The sequence below is a fragment of the Aeromicrobium sp. P2_G6 genome, from assembly GCF_056403535.1.
The window spans coordinates 1,035,348-1,053,180 of record NZ_JBFUFH010000001.1 but is presented as its reverse complement, the minus strand read 5'-3'; the positions used below and the strand labels follow the sequence as shown (position 1 = coordinate 1,053,180).

The following is a 17,833-nucleotide window of genomic DNA, read 5'->3' as shown; positions in this document are numbered from 1 at the left end:
TCTCCATCTTCGCAGGTGGCCCCTGAGCGCGGAGGCACCCCGCGATTTGTGACGCTGTGCACCGTTCCAACGCCGCCGACTCGTGCAGAACGTCACAAATCGCGGGGGTGGCGATCAGACCGGGACGTTCTCCTTGAGGAACTCGACCTGGTCGGCGATGACCTCGTCGAACCAGGGCTCGAAGTACAGATCGAAGTGGCCCGTCCGATAGCGCTTGATCCGCCCTTTGCGGGCCTTGCGGACGTGCCAGATCGTCGACCGCGAGGGGGCAACGCTGTCCTTCATCGCCACGCAGAACAGCGCAGGACATTCCAACGCGGCAGCGGCCCGACCGGGGTAGTAGAAGGGGACCCGCAGGCCGATGCGGGCCGCGACCTTGTTGGGGAGGTTGTAGCCGTCCGGCACCAGCGCCATGTAGCCGTCGTACGCGTCGGGGGTCGTCATCAACGCCTCGTCGCCGCTCCGACCGACGAGCGCGACCCAGACCGGAGGTCGACCCCGAAGCCCCCGCAAGGCATCGCGTATGCCGAGCACCGTGATCTTCAGCAGGCTCCGGAGCCCGACGGTTCGAAGCGAGGCGAAGCCGTCGGTGAACGGGCCCTGCGAGATCACCGCCGCGACATCGCCGTCGCGACTGGCCGCCTCGATGACATGCCCGCCGCCGAATGACGTGCCCCACAGCACGATGCGCCTGCGGTCCACCTGCGGCAGGGACCGCACGTGGTGCATCGCCGCCGCCCAGTCGTCGAGCTGGCGCTGGATGTCGAGCAGCCCACGGGGCTCGCCGTCGCTGTCGCCGAAATGCCGGTAGTCGAACGCCAGGACGCGATAGCCCTCCGCGGCAAACCGCTCGGCGTACGCATCGAGGCGCATCTCCTTCACGGCACCCAGGCCGTGCGCCATGATGACGACCGGTCCGGGACCCGACGGGGACGGCTCGGGCTCGTACCACCAGCCGCCGCACCATCCCGGGCCGGATGCGAAGCGCACGTCGACCCGGCTCATGGTGGAAATCGTAGAGGTGAAGGGCGCATACGTGGGGGAGGGCGGCTAGCCTGCGGACATGCGTGCCGTCATCGCTCCCAGTCCCGGAGGCGTCGAAGCCCTCGAGGTCGTCGACCTTCCGCAGCCCGAGCCGGGTCCCGGCGAGGTCCTGATCCGCGTGGCCGGAGCCGGGCTCAACCGCTCGGACCTCCTGCAGCGCCAGGGCCTCTATCCGCCGCCACCGGGCGTCACCGATGTCCTCGGACTCGAGTGCTCCGGCGACATCGTCGCCGTCGGTGAGGGCGTCACGGACCTGCCGCCCGGCACGCACGTGTGCGCCCTGCTGGCTGGCGGCGGCTATGCCGAGTACGTCACGGTGCCGGCCGGCCAGGTGGCCACCGTCCCCATGGGCATCTCACTGGTCGACGCCGGTGGGCTCATGGAGGTTGCCGCCACGGTGTGGTCGAACGTCTTCATGATGGGCAAGCTGCAGCACGGCGAGACGCTGCTCGTCCATGGCGGCGGGGGCGGCATCGGGACGATGGCGATCCAGCTCGGCAAGGCGTTCGGCGCGCGCGTGATCGCCACGGTCGGCTCGCCGGAGAAGGCCGAGTTCTGCCGAGAGCTGGGTGCCGACGTGGTGATCGACTACAAGCAACAGGACTTCGCCGCGGAGATGAAGTCGGCCGGTGTGACCGCAGACGTGATCCTCGACATCGTCGGCGCGAAATACCTCGAGGCCAACGTCTCGGTGCTGTCCACCGCGGGTCGACTCGTGGTGATCGGCATGCAGGGTGGCGTCAAGGCCGAGCTCAACCTCGGCGCGCTGATGTCGAGGCGCGCTGCGGTCATGGCGACGACCCTTCGGGCCCGGCCCTCGACCGAGAAGGCGGCCATCGTCAGGGCTATGGTCGCCCAAGTCTGGCCGCTGATCTCCGACGGCACGGTGCGACCGATCACCCACGCGACCTACCCGATGGAGGACGTACGCCAGGCGCACGAGGTGCTCGAGGAGTCGAGCCACATCGGCAAGGTCCTGCTCACACCTTGACCCGCTCGGCGGCGCGTTCGCCGGCGTGATGCAGCAGTGGCGGTGGCACCGCGACCTGGGCCACGGTGGAGGCCGTACGCCGGATGGCGCGGTCGAAGAACGGGTGCGCCAGCACCCGCAGCACGACGACCGTCACCGCCAGCGCCAGCAGCGTTGCCTCGACCTGGCCGACGCCAGCACCCTGGAAGCCGTCCTGCAGGACGAAGACGACCGGGATGTGCAGCGCGTACACCGCCAGGCTGCGGCGGCCGAGGCCCTCAACGTGGCGCAGGCGGGCCGGCACGACGGCGAGGACGCAGGCGCCGCACAGAGTCGCGAGGGCGAGGCAGAGCACCCGGAATGCGACAGCGTCGGTCCCCGTCACGCCCATCGACGCAGCGGTGTCGGCCCCGCGGATCCAGCGCGGGTCGAGCCCGGCACGGACCACGACCGCCGTCACGGTCACCAGGCCCGCCGCCGCCGATGCCATGACGATCGTCGACGTCTCGGCCGTACGCCGGAGAGCACGGGTGCCGTACAGGTGACCGGCGACGAAGAACGGCAGGTAGCACAGCGCTCGCGACCAGGCGACGAGGTTGCCGTCGGGGTAGGGCAGGAGGACCGCGGCGATCGACACTGCCGTGGCAGCCGGCAAGGCGTACGCACCGAGGCGCACGACGAACGGCAGCGCGACGAGCCACCAGCCCATCGCGAGCAGGAACCACAACGCGTACGTCGGATGGAGCAGCCGCTCCATGCTGAGGTCTGCGACGCCGAACCGCAGGGCGACGTATGTGGTCTGGAGCAGCACGTAGAGCCCGACCATCTCGACGATCCGGTGCGCCAGCCGTCGCGGGCGGGCCGTCACGCCGGCGAGGAACACGAACAGCGGCATGTGGAACAGGTAGAGGAAGGTCAGGATCCAGCGCTGCGGGTCGTGGTGCCAGCCGGAGTAGAGCGCGCCGGGGGCCTGGCCGCCCGACGTCTCGAGGAAGTGGCCGAGCACGACCCCGGCGATGAGCAGTCCCTTGAGCAGGTCGAGGCGGCGATCACGGGTTCGGGGCATCTCTCCCACCCTTGCAGCCCCGTTCAAGAGATCGCGGTCACATCGGCGCTCCCACGATGCGCTGGCTAGGCTGAGGCAATGACTGAGCAACAGCCCGAGATCATCGGCAGCGACGGCCAACCCGTCACGCCACCGTCGCCCGGCACGTCCCTTGGTGACCTGGTCGAGCAGCCCGCCAAGGTGATGCGGATCGGCGGGATGATCCGCCAGCTCCTCGACGAGGTCAAGGCGGCCCCTCTGGACGAGGCCAGCCGCGTACGGCTGCGCGACATCCACCTCCAGTCGATCAAGGAGCTCGAGGACGGCCTCGCGCCCGAGCTGATCGAGGAGCTGGACCGACTGAGCCTGCCGTTCGACGGCGAGACGCCCAGCGAGGGCGAGCTCCGGATCGCCCAGGCACAGCTCGTCGGCTGGCTCGAAGGCCTCTTCCACGGCATCCAGGCCGCGCTCTATGCCCAGCAGGTTCAGGCTCAAGCGCAGTTCCAGAACATGAGATTGGCGCTACCGGGTCCAAACGACACCAAAGGTGAAGATTCGGATACGCCCGCCGAAAATGGTGGCTCAGGAGGCATGTACCTCTAAAGTTGTCCACGATGTGAACTGAAGACGGCGCAGGAGTGTCGCCGGCTCGGTTCTCGATTGGGAAGAGGGAGCCCATGACCATCGTGGATGACACGACGACGCCTCCGTGCGCATATGAGCCGGAGGTCTACCTTGACGACCTCTTGCACTCACCACCGGCGCGGACCGACATCACCGCCGCCGAGTGGGAGACGCTGACGATCAAGCGAGCGACCGCACACCGTCAGTGCGCCGGCTGCCCCCTCATGGTCGAGTGCCTCTATCGCGCAGTCGTCGAGATGGACATCTCCGGCTACGTCGCGTGCACGACCGAGAGTGACCGGCAGGTGATCCGGGACCGGCTCGGCATCGAGATCCACCAGCCGAACACCATGGCGTACGGCGCTGCCCGCATCGGCGGCGGACCCGTGAGCCACGAGGCAGTCATGACCGCGCGCCAGGCATACCCCAAGGACACCTGCCACCAGCTCGCCGAGCGCCTCGGCTGCTCGACCTCGACGATCAAGCGTCACCTGCGCCGGGCACGGGAGCAGAAGCGTGAGGAGGCGCTCGCGCCTCGGTCGACGCCGAACCTGCCCACGATCGACGCCGTCCTCGACGTCTTCGACGAGCTCGAGACGAGCAAGTCCGCCTAGACCCGTAGCCGTCGCTGGTTGAGATGAGGAGGTTGCATCTCAACCAGCGGCTCATGCCACGAGACGGCACACCCGGCCCCTAGCGAGCTTGCGAGCGGGAGGAGCGAGGAACGAGCGACCGAAGGGGCGTAGACGACAGGCTCGCGCGAGCACCCCGACTCACCACCCTTCGCGCCCCCTACTCGCAGAGCTCGTGGGGGGACCCCCAGCAGAGCTCGCTCCCAGTCGGCCGCTGGCGGCCTCCTTAGGGAACGGTGTGGTGCGGCTCATGCCACGATCGTCGTATGCGTAATAAGACGGTTTCGGTTCGTACGGGCGGACGCTCGGTCGTCCACGACCTGACCTCGGAGTGTGCGGCGTTCGTCCGGGACGAGCAGGACGGCTTGCTGCACGTGTTCGTGCCGCATGCCACCGCAGGCGTGGCGATCATCGAGACCGGCGCCGGAAGCGACGGTGATCTGCTGACGGCGCTCGACGACCTGCTGCCGCGCGACGACCGCTGGGTGCACCAGCACGGCACTCCCGGACATGGTCGCGATCACGTCGTCCCGGCATTCGTCGCACCGTCGATGACCGTGCCCGTGCTGGGCGGACGCCTCCAGCTGGGTACGTGGCAGTCGGTGTGCCTCGTCGACACGAATGTCGACAACCCCGACCGCGAGGTGCGGCTCAGCTTCCTGAAGGGCTGACGGTCAGGCGTACTTGCTGAGCTCGGCGACGAGGCCGTCTTCGTCGATCCCGCCCGTCACGGCATCGGCGGCGTCCTTGAGCAGGTCGGGCGAGTGGCCCATCGCGACGCCACGTCCGGCCCACTCGATCATCTCCAGGTCGTTGTTGCCGTCGCCGACAGCCAGCACCTCCGACCGGTCGATGCCGAGCTTGGTGCAGAGGAACTCCAGGCCAGAGGCCTTCGAGACGCCTTCGGGCGCAAGGTCGAGCCAGGCCGAGTATCCGATGTAGTAGTTGGTGCCGGTCAGGCCGAGGTCCTTGACGATCGCGGTGAACTCGTCGCGGCTGTGCTCCGCCGACCGGATCACGACACGCGCGACCGGCTCGGAGATCAGCGACTCGACGTCCTCCACGACGAACTGGCCGGTGATCTCGTTGTCGGGGAACGGCTTGTTGAGCCGGAACCCCACACCGACCTCCTCGACCGCCACGAGCGCCTCAGGCATGTGCTCGAGGACCCGCCGCACCGCCTCGCTGGCGTCGAACGTGACGACGTCGAGCAGCTCAACCTCGGGGTCGTAGCGGAACGTCACCGCGCCGTTGCTGGCCACGCCGTAGCCCTCGGTGAACCGCAGGTTGCCGACGGCATCCATGACCCCGGGCACTCCTCGACCGGTCGCGATGACGGTCTCGATGCCGGCGTCGCGCACGGCGTGGACCGCGGAGCGTACGGCCTCGGACATGGCGTTCTCGCCGTCGACGAGGGTGCCGTCGACGTCGAGCGCGATGAGCCGAGGACGCCAGGTCACGCGAGCGGCCTCAGGACCTCGCCGAGCATCGGGTGCAGCGCCGCGGGAAGGCGTACGGAGCCGTCCTCCTGCTGACCGTTCTCGAGCAGCGCGATGATCGTGCGCGTCATGGCGCACAGCGTGCCGTTGAGCGTCGCCGCAGGGGAGATGCCTTCGTCGCCGCGCACGCGGATGTCGAGGCGGCGGGTCTGGAACTCGGTGGTGTTGGACGTCGAGGAGACCTCGCGATACTTGCCCTGGGTGGGGATCCACGCCTCGCAGTCGAACTTGCGGATCGCCGACAGGCCGAGGTCACCGGACGCCACGTCGATGACGCGGTAGGGCAGCTCGAGGCCCTCCAACCACACCTTCTCCCACGCGAGGATGCGCTGGTGCTCGGCGTAGGACTCCTCGAGCGTCGTGTAGACGAACATCTCGACCTTGTCGAACCAGTGCACGCGGAAGATGCCGCGGGTGTCCTTGCCGTACGACCCGGCCTCGCGGCGGTAGCAGGGGCTGAACGCCGCGTAGCGCCGCGGCAGGGAGTCGCCCTCGAGGATCTCGTCGGAGTGATAGGCCGCGAGGGCGACCTCGGACGTGCCGACGAGGTAGAGGTCGTCCTTCTCGAGGTAGTAGACATCGTCGGCCGCACCCTGTCCGAGGTAGCCGGTGCCGTCCATCGCGCTGGGCTTGACCAGCGCAGGCGGGATCATCGGCGTGAAGCCCCACTCCGCAGCCTTGCTCATCGCAAGCTGCGTCAGGGCCAGCTCGAGCTGTGCACCGACGCCGGTGAGGAAGTAGAAGCGTGAGCCGCTGACCTTGACGCCTCGCTCGGAGTCGATCGCGCCGAGCAGCTGGCCGAGCTCGAGGTGGTCGCGGGGCTCGAAGCCTTCGGCGGCGAAGTCACGAGGCGTGCCGACCGTCTCCAGCACGACGAAGTCGTCCTCGCCACCCTGGGGCGCGTCGGGCGAGGCCAGGTTGGGCAGCGACTTCATGAGCCGGTCGAACGTCTCGGCCGCCTCGGTCTGCGCAGCCTCGGCGTCCTTGACCTGCTGGCTCAGCTCCTTGGCGCGGACCAGGAGCTCCTGCTTCTCGTCACCCTGGGCCTTGGGGATGAGCTTTCCGAGGTTCTTCTGCTCGCCGCGGACCGCCTCGTACGTCGAGATCGTGGATCGTCGCTGCTCGTCCGCACGGATCAGCTCGTCCACGAGCTCGGTGGGCTCGCCTCGACGCTGCTGTGCAGCGCGTACGGCATCGGGGTCGTCTCGCAGGATTCGGGCGTCAATCACCGCCTCAGCCTATCGCCCGGCTCGCGACCCTTTTTCAGTCCATTAGGCTAGGTCGACCCCTGAGGAGGAAAGCTTGTCGTTCGATCTGCGCCGCGCCGCGCCTGCGCGCCGATCCATCCTCCTGTGGGTCCTCGCCGTCCCGACCGTACTGTTCGCGATCCTCGCGATCTGCGTCGGTGTCGGAGCGGACGCGATCATCGACCTGGATCACGACGTTGCCCAGGATGCGTACGACTTCGCGTCACGGCACGGCGGCTTCGTGGACTTCCTCGACTTCGTCGCGGTCGCGTTCAGCAACGCCGCCTGCACCATCGTGCTGGCGCTGCTCGCTGCGTACGCCCTGTGGCGCCACGAGCGTCGCGTCGCGATCTGGATCGTGGTCAGCGGCATCGTGGCAATCGGCGGCAACGCACTGATCAAGCTCGCCTACGAGCGCGAGCGACCGATCTTCGACAAGCCGCTGCACGAGATCGGCGGCTACTCGTTCCCGAGTGGCCACTCCGCGGGCGCCGGGATGCTGTTCACCGTCATCATCCTGCTGACGATCGTGCTGACGGGCCGCGGCTGGAAACGCCGCATCGCCATCACGGTCTTCGCGCTCATGGGCCTGGGGGTCGGCGCCAGCCGGGTGTTCCTCGGGGTGCACTACCTCAGCGATGTCGTCGCCGGCCTGAGCCTCGGCACCGCGATCGCCCTGGGCTTCTGGATCTTGCTGGTCACCGATGCCGCCCGGCTCCCGCACGAGCTGGCAGCCCTGACCGGCAGCGGCCGCAAACGGGCCGCCGTCGTGCTCAACCCGTCCAAGATCGCCGACGTCGAGGCGTTCAAGGATCGCGTACGCCTCGTGGCCGAGCGCGACGGGTGGAAGGAACCCCTCTGGTTCGAGACGACGGTCGAGGACCCGGGTCACGGCCAGGCCAGTGCCGCGCTGCGCGCCGACGTCGACCTGATCGTCGCAGCCGGCGGAGACGGCACGGTGCGAGCGGTCTGCGAAGAAGTCGCCCGCACCGGCGTGGCCGTCGGCATCCTCCCGCACGGCACCGGCAACCTGCTGGCCCGCAACCTGTCGATCCCGCTCAACACCCGTGACGCGCTCGACGTCGTGTTCGGCGGCCAGGACCGCGCGATCGACCTGTCGACCCTCAAGACCGACTCCGGCACCAACACGACGTTCCTCGTCATGGCCGGCCTCGGCATGGACGCCGCGATCATGACCGGCGTCAACGACCAGCTCAAGGCCAAGGTCGGCTGGCTGGCCTACTTCGTCAGCGGCGTCAAGGCTGCGCGCTTCCCGGCGATGAAGGTGCAGATCTCGGTCGACGACGGCGAGTTCAAGAAGTTCCGCGCCCGTACGGTCGTCGTCGGCAACGTCGGGTTCCTCCAGGGCGGCATCCCGCTGCTCCCTGACGCCCAGATCGACGACGGCATGCTCGACGTCGTCGTGCTCGCCCCCAAGCGGTTCATCGGTTGGTTGGCAATCATCGTCCGCGTCATCGGTCGCCAGAAGCGTACGAACGAGCGGCTCGACCGGCTCACCGGCCACAAGGTGCACATCAAGGCCGAGAAGATGATGCCGATGCAGCTCGACGGCGATCCCGTGGGGGAGGGCCAGGAGATCACCGCTGAGGTCCAGCCCGGCGTCCTGCTCGTACGCGTGCCGCTGGCCCCGGCACCCGCCACAGCAATCTGACGACGCGGGGAGCTTGATCAGTCGCGCTTGACGGCGTACTGCAGATGAGTGGCCCGCGTGCCTGGAGTGACGATCGGGTCCTCGAACCGGTGCGGAGCGGCGCTGAGATTCGCGAAGTACGGAATCCCCTCGCCCAGCAACACCGGGACGAGACTGACGTGGACCTCGTCGAGCAGGCCCAGGTCGAGGGCCTGGCGAGCGATGTCGGCGCTGGAGACCGTGACGTCCTTGTCGCCGGCGATCTCCTTCGCCCGCTCGATCCCGGCCTCGACGCTGTCGGTGAACGTCGTCCTCGGCCAACGGTTCGCGTCATCGGGAGCGTGATGCGTCACCACCACCACCGGTGCGCCAATCGGGTGGTTGTCGCCCCAGCCGTCCGTGATGTCGAACAGCCGCCGACCGCTGACGAGCGCTCCGGTGTTCTCCATCCAGGCCCGCAGGAGCTCAGCACCGGGCTCGTCCACGGTGAACGAGATGTCCTCGTTGGCTGAGGAGAGGCTGACGTCTCCCGCGCCGTACCAGCCGAACAGCTCGTCGATGCCGTCATTGGGGTCGGCGATGAAGCCGTCCAGGGACATCGTCATGTGTGAAACGACCTTGCTCATCAAAATCTCCTCCTGGTGGTGTGGATGTCAGAGGGTTTCCAGGATCTCGTCGAGGCGCTCGTAGCCCTCGAGGACGCCTGACTGCATGTTGGTCGCCATGCCGTCGCGGTCCTCGGTCGAGGTGAAGACCGAGACACTGTCGGCCCGCGTGCGGCCGTTGCCGAGGTCCACGAGCCGCAGCGTCTCGAACGACACGTGCCCCGGCATGCCGAGCCACTCGAACGTACGCATCGACAGCTCCGGGGTCTGCTCACCGTGGAAGACGCCACAGAACGCGTACTCGTTGCCGTCGGGGTCGCGCTGGACCAGCTTCCAGGTGCCGCCGTGGTGGGGCTCATTGACGATCTCGGTGTTGGTCAGGTACTTCGGACCCATCCAGCGGGCGATGAGCTCAGGCTCGGTCATGGCGCGGAAGACCTTGTCGACCGGGGCGTCGAACTCACGCGTGATCGTGATGGCGTGCGTGCCCGGGGTCTCGATCGTCGTTTCCTTGGTGGCGTTCATGATGCTCTCCTTCGGGTGTGAGGTCAGTCGAGCGACTCGAGCAGCTCGTCGAGCCGCGCATAGCTCTCGGTCCAGTACTCCCGGTAGTCGGCCAGCCATCCGGTGGCTTCCTTGAGGGGTGCGGCCTCGAGGTGGCTGAGGCGCATCGTCCCCTGCCGGTTGCGTGAGATCAGACCGGCCTGCTCGAGTACCTTGAGGTGCTTGGAGATGGCCGGCTGCGACATCGTGAAGAGCGCCGTGAGGTCACCCACGTTGGCGTCCTCCTGCGCGAGCCTGGCCAGGATGGCGCGGCGCGTGCGGTCGGCGAGTGCGCCGAACACGAGGTCGAGCTGATCGTCGCTCATTCAATAACCTTCTCTTTATGTAACTTGATGGTTATAGATAACCACGAGGTGATGCACCCGTCAACCCCCTTTATTTCGGGCCCTCGGTCAGGCGGTTGCGGTGTAGGCGTCGATCTCGGCGAGGATCGTGGCCTTGGTCGCGTCGTCGGCGAACGACGAGCGTACGGACGCGCGGGCGAGATCGGCGACGCCCTGGTCGTCGAGGCCGAGCAGCCCGGCAGCGACCTCATACTCGTGGTTGAGCGTCGTCGAGAACATCGGCGGGTCGTCGGAGTTGATCGTGACGGGTACGCCCGCGGCCACCAGCGCGGGGAGCGGGTGCTCATCGAGCGACGCGACGGATCGCGTGCGTACGTTGGATGTCGGGCACACCTCGAGCGTGATGCCGTGCTCGGCGAGGTGCGCCATGAGCGCCGGGTCCTGTGCTGCGGCGATGCCGTGCCCGATCCGCTCCGCGCCGAGGTGATGGATCGAGTCCCAGATCGTCTCGGGGCCGGTCGACTCGCCGGCATGCGGGACGCTGTGCAGCCCGGCCGCGATGGCCTGCTGGAAGTGGGGTGCGAACTGCTGACGCGGCACCCCGATCTCGGGGCCGCCGAGCCCGAAGCTCACGAGACCCGCGGGTTGCAGACGCAGCGCGGTGTCAAGCGTGATGTCGGCCGAGGGGACACCGGACTCACCGGGGATGTCGAAGCACCAGCGCATCGTGATGCCGAAGTCGGACTCGGCCCTGCGACGCGCGTCCTCCAGGGCCTCGCAGTAGGCCTCGGCGCTGATGCCGACCTCGATCGAGGTGTAGGGCGTGCAGGTCAGCTCGACGTAGCGGACGTTCTGCTCGGCCAGGTCACGGGCGACGTCGTACGTCAGCGTCCAGAGGTCCTCCGGCGTGCGCAGCAGGTCGACGACCGAGAGGTAGACCTCGATGAAGTGCGCGAAGTCGGTGAACGTGAAGAACTCGGCCAGCGCCTGGGGATCGGTCGGCACGGAGGTGCTCCCGGCGTGGCGCTCGGCCAGCTCGGCCACCGTCCGCATCGAGGCCGAACCGACGTGGTGGACGTGGAGCTCTGCCTTGGGCAGACCGGAGACGAACGACATGGAGCGACCCTACCGAGCCGCGCTGACGCGGATCGCGCGTGTCAGGCTCCGGCGGACTGCTGCCGCTCAACGACGCTGCCGCGCTGCTCGAACTCGACGTCGATCGTCACGAGGACCTCGTCGTTGATCGAGAACTCGACCCGGTTCTCCTCGGCCGTCAGGTTGCCGGCGGTGCCCTCGTCGAGCCACGTGATCGAGCCGATCACGCTGACGAGTGCGACCTTCGCGCCGTTGTCGATCTGTCCGCGGAACACGATCGGGCCCGGACCGGCGTCGCGGATCACCAAGGCCGTACGGCTGACGGCGGGGTTGTCGACGGCCACCGTCAGGTCCTCGACTCCGCCCGCGCGGCCGAACGTCCATTTTGCGTCGTCCTCGAGCACGACCTCGCCGGTCTCTCCTCCGGCGGTCTTCCACATCACCGTGATCACTTGCGTTGCCTCTCGATACGCCTCGACTCCCGAAGTCAGGGTAGGTCGTTTGCCCCCATGAGACGCTCGAACAGCCGAGATATGACTCGAAAGGACCAGTCCATCTGATCGGGCTTTCAGGTGCCCGGGACGATGGCCGCGATGATCGTGCCGTCAGCGCGTCGGCGACCGGGCACGGGCAACGGTTCGCCCTCGATCCGCGGGCCCTGGCCGTCGATCGGGATCGACACCGGGTCACCCGGCATCACCGTGACCTCCTGGCCGCGGACCACGAGCGTCGCCTCCTTGCCCTCCTCAACGCTCAGCTCCACGCTGTCGGGCAGGACCGTGACGCGTACGCGGGCGCCGCGCAGGGTCACCCGGAAGGTCAGGGACTCCCACGACTCCGGCAGCCGGGGATCGAGCGAGAAGACACCCTGGTAGTCGCGGAAGCCGCCGAACCCGCTGACCAGAGCACCCCACACGCCGCCGGTCGATGCCACGTGGACGCCGTCGGAGGTGTTGTGGTGGCGGTCGGCGAGGTCGACGAACAACGCCGACAAGAAGTAGCGCAGCGCGAGGTCGTGGTAGCCGACCTCGGCGGCGATGATCGACTGCACGACCGCCGAGAGCGTCGAGTCGCCCGTCGTGATCGGGTCGTAGTACTCGAAGTCGGCGCGCTTCTCCTCGGGCGAGAACTGATCGCCCTGGAGGAACAGCGCCAGCACGACGTCGGCCTGCTTGAGCACCTGGAACCGGTAGATGACCAGCGGGTGGTAGTGCAGCAGCAGCGGCCGCTTGTCCATCGGCGTGTTCGCCAGGTCCCACACCTCGCGCTCGAGGAAGTGCTGGTCCTGCGGGTGCACGCCGAGGTGCTCGTCGTAGGGGATCGCCATGTCGTTGGCGGCCCGCTCCCACGACTCGACCTCGCGGTCATCGAGTTCGAGTCGCCGGACGACCTGGTCGTACTGCACGCCGTCGCGGATCGCCAGCTCGCGGACGGCCTCGGCCGCGCGGCGCAGGTTGAAGCGCGCCATGACGTTGGTGAAGAGGTTGTCGTTGACGACCGTCGTGTACTCGTCGGGGCCGGTCACGCCGTGGATGTGGAACGTGCCGTCCTCCTCGTTGCGCCAGAAGCCGAGGTCGACCCACATGCGGGCAGTCTCGACCAGCACGTCGATGCCCTCACGGGTCAGGAAGTCGTTGTCACCCGTGGCCGCGAGGTACTGACTCAACGCGTACGAGATGTCGGCGTCGATGTGATACTGCGCGGTGCCGGCGGCGTAGTAGGCCGAGGCCTCCTCGCCGTTGATCGTGCGCCACGGGAACAGCGCGCCGTGCTGCGCGAGCTGCTTGGCCCGGCTACGGGCGGCGTCGAGCAACGTGTAGCGGAATCGCAACGCGTTGCGGGCCGCTCGCGGCGTCGTGTAGGTCAGGAACGGCAGGACGTAGACCTCGGTGTCCCAGAAGTAGTGGCCGCCGTAGCCGGACCCGGTCACGCCCTTGGCGGGAATGCCCGTGCCCTCGGCGCGCGCGGAGGCCTGGGCCAGCTGGAAGAGGTTCCAGCGCACTGCCTGCTGGACGGCGGGCTGGCCTGGGATCTCGACGTCCGAGCGCTCCCAGAAGTCATCGAGCCACTGGCGCTGGTCGGCGAGCTGCTGGTCGAGGCCCTCGCTCTGGGAGCGGTCGAGCGTACGCGTGCAGCGGTCGAGCAGCTCGCGCGACGGCACGCCGCGTGACGTGTGATAGCTGACCATCTTGACCAGCGTGATCGGCTGGCCCGGTTCGGCGTCGATGCGGTAGGTCATCTTGGCCAGGTCGTCGTCGGTCTGGACGCGCTTGGTGTAGTTGTTGGCCGTCTCGAGCCGGTGGTCGGCGGCGACCGCGATCGTCATGCCGCTCTCGGTGCACTGGTAGCCCAGTCCCACGCGGCCATCGGCGACATTGCCCCAGTTGCTCTGCGGGATCAGGACGCGGTGCCGCATGCTGCTGGCCTTGCGGGGATCGACGCCTTCGCCCATCGCCTTGGCGCGGACGTGGTACTCGTCCTCGCCGTCCTGACGGTTGAGGATCTGCGACGAGATCGCCACGGGGGCGTAGTCGTCGAGCATCGTGACCTCGAACGTCATGATCGCGAGGTGGCGCTGGGTGAACGACACCATGCGGCGCGAGCGGATCTGGACCCGCTTGCCACCGGGCGTACGCCACAAGATCTCGCGCGACATCACGCCGGAGCGGAAGTCGAGGCGGCGCTCGTACTCCATGAGGTCGGCGATCTGCAGCAGCAGGGGCTCGTCGTCGACGTAGAGGCGGATCACCTTGGCGTCCGGCGCGTTGACGATCGTCTGGCCGACCCGGGCGAAGCCGAAGGCTTCCTCGGCGTGCTGGATGGGCCAGGTCTCGTGGAAGCCGTTGATGTAGGTGCCGTGCGAGAACGAGTCACGGCCCTCGTCGACATTGCCGCGGAGGCCGAGATAGCCGTTGCCGACCGAGAACAGCGTCTCGGTCGTGCCGAGGTCCTGGCTGTTGATGTTGTTCTCGACGAGCGACCACTCGTCCACCGGATAACGGGAACGATCGAGGAAGTCGTGGACCTGGGGCGCGATGTGCGACGGCCCCGTCGCGCTCGTCTCTTCGAACTCGAAGACGCTCACAGGAGCTCCTCGAGGTCCTCGACGACGACGTCGGCGCCGTTCTGGAGGAGCTTGTCGGCACCGACACCGCGATCGACACCGACCACGAGGCCGAAGTCACCGGCGCGACCGGCAGCGACGCCGGACAGTGCGTCCTCGAACACCACGGCGCGCTCCTTGGGCACCCCGAGCTGCTCGGCGGCGTCCAGGAACGTGTCGGGCAGCGGCTTGCCGGCCAGTCCGCGCTCTGCGGCGACCTTGCCGTCGACGATGACCGGGAAGAAGTCGATCATCTTGGCCGCGCGCAGCACCGCCGGGGCGTTGCGCGAGCTCGAGACGATCGCCATCTTGGTGCCGCGCTGGACCAGCGCGTTGACGAGCTTGACCGAGCCGGGATAGGGCTCGACGCCGTCGGTCTCCAGGATCTGCTCGAAGTCGGCGTTCTTGCGGTTGCCAAGACCCGTGACCGACAACGACGACGGCGCATCGCCCGGATCGCCCTCAGGCAGCTCGACGCCGCGACTCGCGAGGAACGATCGAACGCCCTCGTACCGCGGCTTGCCGTCGACGTACGTGTAGTAGTCGTCGTCCGTGTAGGGCTCCGCGATCCCCCGCTCCCGCAGGAAGTCACCGAACATCTGGGCCCAGGCGCGCATGTGCACTTCGGCCGTCGGCGTGATCACGCCGTCGAGGTCGAAGAGGGCAGCGTCGTATTCGTTCCAATCCACACGTATGAGCGTATGCCCGAGAGGGCCAGGACCGGTAAACAATCCAGTGCGTCGCTCGACACAGAAACCCGTGCCACGGCGGTGATCTAGGGTGGCTGCATGGGTCTCGGAGCGGACAGCGAAGTCGGTCGCCTGCGTACGGTCATGTTGCACCGGCCGGGTCCAGAGCTCGGCCGCCTGACGCCGCGCAACAACGACCAGCTGCTGTTCGACGGCATCCCGTGGCTCGGCCGCGCCCAGGACGAGCACGACGCGTTCGCCCAGGCGCTGCGCGATCGCGATGTCGAGGTGCTCTACCTCGTCGAGCTGCTGGTCGAGGCGCTGGCGGTCGAAGAGGCCCGCGCCACGATCATCGAGAGCACCACGGCGAGCCTGCAGCTCGGAGACGGACTGCGCCGGCACATCGCCCGCGTCATGACGGACCTCGCCCCTGAGGAGCTGGCCCTGACCCTGACGGCCGGCCTCCGCAACGACGAGGTCACGAGCTTTCGCAGCATCGTCACGAGCCTGCTGCCCCCCGAGGACTTCCTCATCGAACCGCTGCCCAACCTGCTGTTCACGCGCGACTCGTCGGTATGGCTGCCGGGCCACGTCGCCGTGACGAGCCTGGCGATGCCGGCTCGAGTCCGCGAGACGCAGCTGACCGGGCTGATCTACGAGCACCACCCGCGCTTCGCCGACGTGCCCCGCGTCCACGGACCACACCTCGAGCACGTCGAGGGTGGTGACGTCCTGCTCCTGGCGCCCGGCGTGATCGCGGTCGGGGTCGGGGAGCGTACGACTCCGGCAGGCTTCGAGCGCTTCGCCCGTCAGGTGCTGACCGGCGGGCTCGCGGACACCGTGCTCGCCGTGCCGATCGCACAGGAGCGCGCCACGATGCACCTCGACACCATCGTCACGATGGTCGACGTCGACACCGTCGTGATCTACCCCAACATGGCCGACAACCTCCGGGCCCACGCCGTGACCTTCACCGGCGATGAGCTCGTGGTGGACGAAGAGCAGTCTTTCTTCACGGCCGCCGCCAAGGCGATGGGCATCGACACGCTCCACCAGATCGACACCGGGCTCGACCCGGTCACCGCCGAGCGCGAGCAGTGGGACGACGGCAACAACACGCTCGCGATCGGCCCGCGCCTCGCGGTGGCGTACGAGCGCAACGAGCAGACCAACGCGCGGCTCGAGGAGCACGGCATCGAGGTCGTCGCGATCAGCGGCTCCGAGCTCGGCTCCGGCCGCGGTGGTCCCCGCTGCATGTCCTGCCCGATCGACCGCGACTGAGCCATGACGCTGGTCGACTCGTTCGAGGCCGAGCGCCCGCGCCTGCTCAACGTGGCCTACCGGCTGACCGGCAGTGTCGCCGACGCCGAGGACGCCGTGCAGGAGGCCTGGCTGCGGCTCCACCGGTCTGACGCACGCATCGACAACCTGCAGGCATGGCTCACGACCGTCGTCAGCCGCCTGTGCCTCGACCGGCTGACATCGGCCGTCGCGCGGCGTGAGACGTACGTCGGACAGTGGCTGCCCGAGCCGATCGTCACGCCGATGGCGGGGTCCGACGACCCGCTCGCCTCGGTCGTTCAGCAGGAGGACAACCGCTTCGCCGCACTCGTCGTGCTCGACGTGCTGCCGCCGGATCAGCGGGTCGCGTTCGTGCTGCACGACGCCTTCGGTGTGCCGTTCGGCGAGATCGCGGGAGTCCTGGGCATCGAGCCGGCCAACGCCCGCCAGCTCGCCTCGCGCGCCCGCAAGGCCGTCGCCGACCCGCCACCTCCGGTCGACGACGAGGAGCACAACGCGGCCGTTGGCCGGTTCCTCGCGGCCATGGCCACCGGCGACCTCGACGCCGTGCTCGCGACGCTTCACCCCGACGCCCTGGTCATGGGCGACGCCAACGGCACGACCAACACCGCGGTCAACGTCATCCACGGTGCGGACAAGGTCGCCCGGTTCTACCTCGGGTTGTTCCGTCGTTATGGGCCCGAGGCGCTGGAGACCCTGCAGCCCGTCCTCGTCAACGGCCAGCTCGGCATCGCGACCGCGGGGTGGGTCGGCGAGACCGCGAAGGCCACCTCACCCGCGCGCGTCGGCGGCTTCGCTGTGCGCGACGGGCGGGTCGTGGGGATCTACGACATCGCGAATCCCGAGAAGCACGCCGGCATCAAGCTCCCGTCGTGGCCTCGGCCAGCTCCGTAGTCCAAGGCACGCGGCACTGATCGCCTGAGCTGAAGCCCTGCTCGGTGATCCCGAGTGCATGGTTCATCCGCGCACGCTGGTTCTCGTGCGAGATCTGATAGGTCAGCTCGAGCAGGCCGTCGTTGCCGTACTTCTCGACGAGCGCAGCGACCTGCTCGTCGGTCACCGTCATCGGCGTCTCCGTCATCGCGTCGGCGTAGCGGATGACTTCGCGCTCGGCCTCGGTGAACCGGTCCGACGTCTCGAACTCACCGATCTCCTTGAGCCGGTCGATGTCGAGTCCGTCGAGGCGCTGCAGCATCGCTCCGAAGTCGACGCACCACGAGCAGCCGACGGTCCACGCGGTGCGATAGACCGCGAGCTCGACAAGTGCCGGCGGCACCACGTGCATCGCCTTCTGCAGGGCCAGCTCATGCCGGGCGGCGAGCACGAAGAGCTTGCGGTGATGCGCCATGACCGCGAACGGTTCGGGCACCTCACCCAGCTGCTTGCGCGCCATCCGGTAGCCGATCCTGACGATCGGTCCGGCGTCCTTGGGGGCGAGTGCGGGGATGCGAGGCATGGGGTTCTCCTGTCCTGCGGCGC

At 68.2% G+C, this 17,833-nt stretch carries 18 protein-coding genes and 1 pseudogene; 7 read left to right on the top strand and 12 right to left on the bottom strand.

Features of this window, described 5'->3' with window-relative positions; all coding sequences use genetic code 11:
* Positions 1 to 114 precede the first annotated feature (114 nt).
* A pseudogene (locus AC1DVU_RS05150) lies at positions 115 to 1,035 on the bottom strand (alpha/beta hydrolase); the annotation flags it as partial.
* Between the two features lie 28 nt (positions 1,036 to 1,063).
* On the opposite strand from AC1DVU_RS05150, the gene AC1DVU_RS05145 reads away from it, so the two are divergent.
* Positions 1,064 to 2,035 (top strand): NAD(P)H-quinone oxidoreductase, encoded by a 972-nt coding sequence (locus tag AC1DVU_RS05145; RefSeq protein WP_476921344.1) that lies wholly within the window; start codon positions 1,064 to 1,066, stop codon positions 2,033 to 2,035.
* Here the strand turns inward: AC1DVU_RS05145 and AC1DVU_RS05140 are convergent.
* Positions 2,025 to 3,080 (bottom strand): acyltransferase family protein, encoded by a 1,056-nt coding sequence (locus tag AC1DVU_RS05140; protein WP_476921343.1) that lies wholly within the window; start codon positions 3,078 to 3,080, stop codon positions 2,025 to 2,027. The genes AC1DVU_RS05145 and AC1DVU_RS05140 overlap by 11 nt on opposite strands.
* Positions 3,081 to 3,158: 78 nt before the next feature.
* Here AC1DVU_RS05140 and AC1DVU_RS05135 point away from each other — a divergent pair, with 78 nt between their 5' ends.
* The 3 genes from AC1DVU_RS05135 to AC1DVU_RS05125 all read left to right on the top strand — a co-directional run bounded on the left by AC1DVU_RS05135 (position 3,159) and on the right by AC1DVU_RS05125 (position 4,986).
* Positions 3,159 to 3,662 carry a bacterial proteasome activator family protein gene (locus AC1DVU_RS05135; protein ID WP_476921342.1) on the top strand — a complete coding sequence of 168 codons (504 nt, stop codon included), beginning with the start codon at positions 3,159 to 3,161 and terminating at the stop codon, positions 3,660 to 3,662.
* A 74-nt stretch (positions 3,663 to 3,736) separates the two neighbouring features.
* Positions 3,737 to 4,297 carry a WhiB family transcriptional regulator gene (locus tag AC1DVU_RS05130; protein WP_476921341.1) on the top strand — a complete coding sequence of 187 codons (561 nt, stop codon included), beginning with the start codon at positions 3,737 to 3,739 and terminating at the stop codon, positions 4,295 to 4,297.
* A gap of 284 nt (positions 4,298 to 4,581) precedes the next feature.
* Positions 4,582 to 4,986 (top strand): secondary thiamine-phosphate synthase enzyme YjbQ, encoded by a 405-nt coding sequence (locus AC1DVU_RS05125; RefSeq protein WP_476921340.1) that lies wholly within the window; start codon positions 4,582 to 4,584, stop codon positions 4,984 to 4,986.
* A gap of 3 nt (positions 4,987 to 4,989) precedes the next feature.
* Here the strand turns inward: AC1DVU_RS05125 and AC1DVU_RS05120 are convergent, their stop codons facing one another.
* Complete coding sequence (locus AC1DVU_RS05120) at positions 4,990 to 5,775, bottom strand: HAD family hydrolase (RefSeq protein WP_476921339.1); 786 nt, start codon at positions 5,773 to 5,775, stop codon at positions 4,990 to 4,992.
* Positions 5,772 to 7,043: a serine--tRNA ligase gene (serS, locus tag AC1DVU_RS05115; protein ID WP_476921338.1), complete on the bottom strand. Its 1,272-nt coding sequence runs from the start codon at positions 7,041 to 7,043 to the stop codon at positions 5,772 to 5,774. The genes AC1DVU_RS05120 and serS overlap by 4 nt, the downstream gene beginning before the upstream one ends.
* A gap of 73 nt (positions 7,044 to 7,116) precedes the next feature.
* Here serS and AC1DVU_RS05110 point away from each other — a divergent pair, with 73 nt between their 5' ends.
* Positions 7,117 to 8,733: a bifunctional phosphatase PAP2/diacylglycerol kinase family protein gene (locus tag AC1DVU_RS05110; protein WP_476921337.1), complete on the top strand. Its 1,617-nt coding sequence runs from the start codon at positions 7,117 to 7,119 to the stop codon at positions 8,731 to 8,733.
* A 17-nt stretch (positions 8,734 to 8,750) separates the two neighbouring features.
* Here the strand turns inward: AC1DVU_RS05110 and AC1DVU_RS05105 are convergent, their stop codons facing one another.
* From AC1DVU_RS05105 to AC1DVU_RS05075, 7 genes are all read right to left on the bottom strand, one after another.
* On the bottom strand, positions 8,751 to 9,338 hold the full coding sequence (locus AC1DVU_RS05105) for a dihydrofolate reductase family protein (RefSeq protein ID WP_476921336.1): 588 nt from the start codon (positions 9,336 to 9,338) through the stop codon (positions 8,751 to 8,753).
* A gap of 27 nt (positions 9,339 to 9,365) precedes the next feature.
* Positions 9,366 to 9,842 carry an SRPBCC domain-containing protein gene (locus AC1DVU_RS05100; protein WP_476921335.1) on the bottom strand — a complete coding sequence of 159 codons (477 nt, stop codon included), beginning with the start codon at positions 9,840 to 9,842 and terminating at the stop codon, positions 9,366 to 9,368.
* A gap of 23 nt (positions 9,843 to 9,865) precedes the next feature.
* Positions 9,866 to 10,186, bottom strand: coding sequence for an ArsR/SmtB family transcription factor (locus AC1DVU_RS05095; RefSeq protein ID WP_476921334.1), 321 nt, complete (start codon positions 10,184 to 10,186; stop codon positions 9,866 to 9,868).
* Between the two features lie 87 nt (positions 10,187 to 10,273).
* Positions 10,274 to 11,281 carry an adenosine deaminase gene (locus tag AC1DVU_RS05090; RefSeq protein ID WP_476921333.1) on the bottom strand — a complete coding sequence of 336 codons (1,008 nt, stop codon included), beginning with the start codon at positions 11,279 to 11,281 and terminating at the stop codon, positions 10,274 to 10,276.
* Positions 11,282 to 11,322: 41 nt separating this feature from the next.
* Positions 11,323 to 11,712: a hypothetical protein gene (locus AC1DVU_RS05085; RefSeq protein ID WP_476921332.1), complete on the bottom strand. Its 390-nt coding sequence runs from the start codon at positions 11,710 to 11,712 to the stop codon at positions 11,323 to 11,325.
* A 116-nt stretch (positions 11,713 to 11,828) separates the two neighbouring features.
* Entirely contained in the window at positions 11,829 to 14,297 is a 2,469-nt protein-coding gene (locus AC1DVU_RS05080) for a glycoside hydrolase family 65 protein (RefSeq protein WP_476921596.1), read from the bottom strand.
* A gap of 44 nt (positions 14,298 to 14,341) precedes the next feature.
* Complete coding sequence (locus AC1DVU_RS05075) at positions 14,342 to 15,052, bottom strand: HAD family hydrolase (protein ID WP_476921331.1); 711 nt, start codon at positions 15,050 to 15,052, stop codon at positions 14,342 to 14,344.
* Between the two features lie 99 nt (positions 15,053 to 15,151).
* Here AC1DVU_RS05075 and AC1DVU_RS05070 point away from each other — a divergent pair, with 99 nt between their 5' ends.
* Together AC1DVU_RS05070 and AC1DVU_RS05065 are read left to right on the top strand one after the other, a co-directional pair.
* A complete protein-coding gene (locus AC1DVU_RS05070) occupies positions 15,152 to 16,333 on the top strand; it encodes an arginine deiminase (RefSeq protein WP_476921330.1) in 1,182 nt (393 codons plus the stop codon).
* Positions 16,334 to 16,336: 3 nt separating this feature from the next.
* Positions 16,337 to 17,248, top strand: a complete 912-nt coding sequence (locus tag AC1DVU_RS05065; protein ID WP_476921329.1) for a sigma-70 family RNA polymerase sigma factor — start codon at positions 16,337 to 16,339, stop codon at positions 17,246 to 17,248.
* Here AC1DVU_RS05065 and AC1DVU_RS05060 read toward each other — a convergent pair.
* A complete protein-coding gene (locus AC1DVU_RS05060; protein WP_476921328.1) occupies positions 17,214 to 17,810 on the bottom strand; it encodes a carboxymuconolactone decarboxylase family protein in 597 nt (198 codons plus the stop codon). The two genes, AC1DVU_RS05065 and AC1DVU_RS05060, sit on opposite strands and share 35 nt — an antisense overlap.
* Positions 17,811 to 17,833 lie beyond the last annotated feature (23 nt).

Bases quoted from the DNA above. Each gene is read 5' to 3' on its own strand.
- AC1DVU_RS05145 (WP_476921344.1), top strand. From the start codon at position 1,064: ATGCGTGCCGTCATCGCTCCCAGTCCCGGAGGCGTCGAAGCCCTCGAG.
- AC1DVU_RS05140 (WP_476921343.1), bottom strand. From the start codon at position 3,080: ATGCCCCGAACCCGTGATCGCCGCCTCGACCTGCTCAAGGGACTGCTC.
- AC1DVU_RS05135 (WP_476921342.1), top strand. From the start codon at position 3,159: ATGACTGAGCAACAGCCCGAGATCATCGGCAGCGACGGCCAACCCGTC.
- AC1DVU_RS05130 (WP_476921341.1), top strand. From the start codon at position 3,737: ATGACCATCGTGGATGACACGACGACGCCTCCGTGCGCATATGAGCCG.
- AC1DVU_RS05125 (WP_476921340.1), top strand. From the start codon at position 4,582: ATGCGTAATAAGACGGTTTCGGTTCGTACGGGCGGACGCTCGGTCGTC.
- AC1DVU_RS05105 (WP_476921336.1), bottom strand. From the start codon at position 9,338: ATGAGCAAGGTCGTTTCACACATGACGATGTCCCTGGACGGCTTCATC.
- AC1DVU_RS05100 (WP_476921335.1), bottom strand. From the start codon at position 9,842: ATGAACGCCACCAAGGAAACGACGATCGAGACCCCGGGCACGCACGCC.
- AC1DVU_RS05095 (WP_476921334.1), bottom strand. From the start codon at position 10,186: ATGAGCGACGATCAGCTCGACCTCGTGTTCGGCGCACTCGCCGACCGC.
- AC1DVU_RS05090 (WP_476921333.1), bottom strand. From the start codon at position 11,281: ATGTCGTTCGTCTCCGGTCTGCCCAAGGCAGAGCTCCACGTCCACCAC.
- AC1DVU_RS05070 (WP_476921330.1), top strand. From the start codon at position 15,152: ATGGGTCTCGGAGCGGACAGCGAAGTCGGTCGCCTGCGTACGGTCATG.
- AC1DVU_RS05065 (WP_476921329.1), top strand. From the start codon at position 16,337: ATGACGCTGGTCGACTCGTTCGAGGCCGAGCGCCCGCGCCTGCTCAAC.
- AC1DVU_RS05060 (WP_476921328.1), bottom strand. From the start codon at position 17,810: ATGCCTCGCATCCCCGCACTCGCCCCCAAGGACGCCGGACCGATCGTC.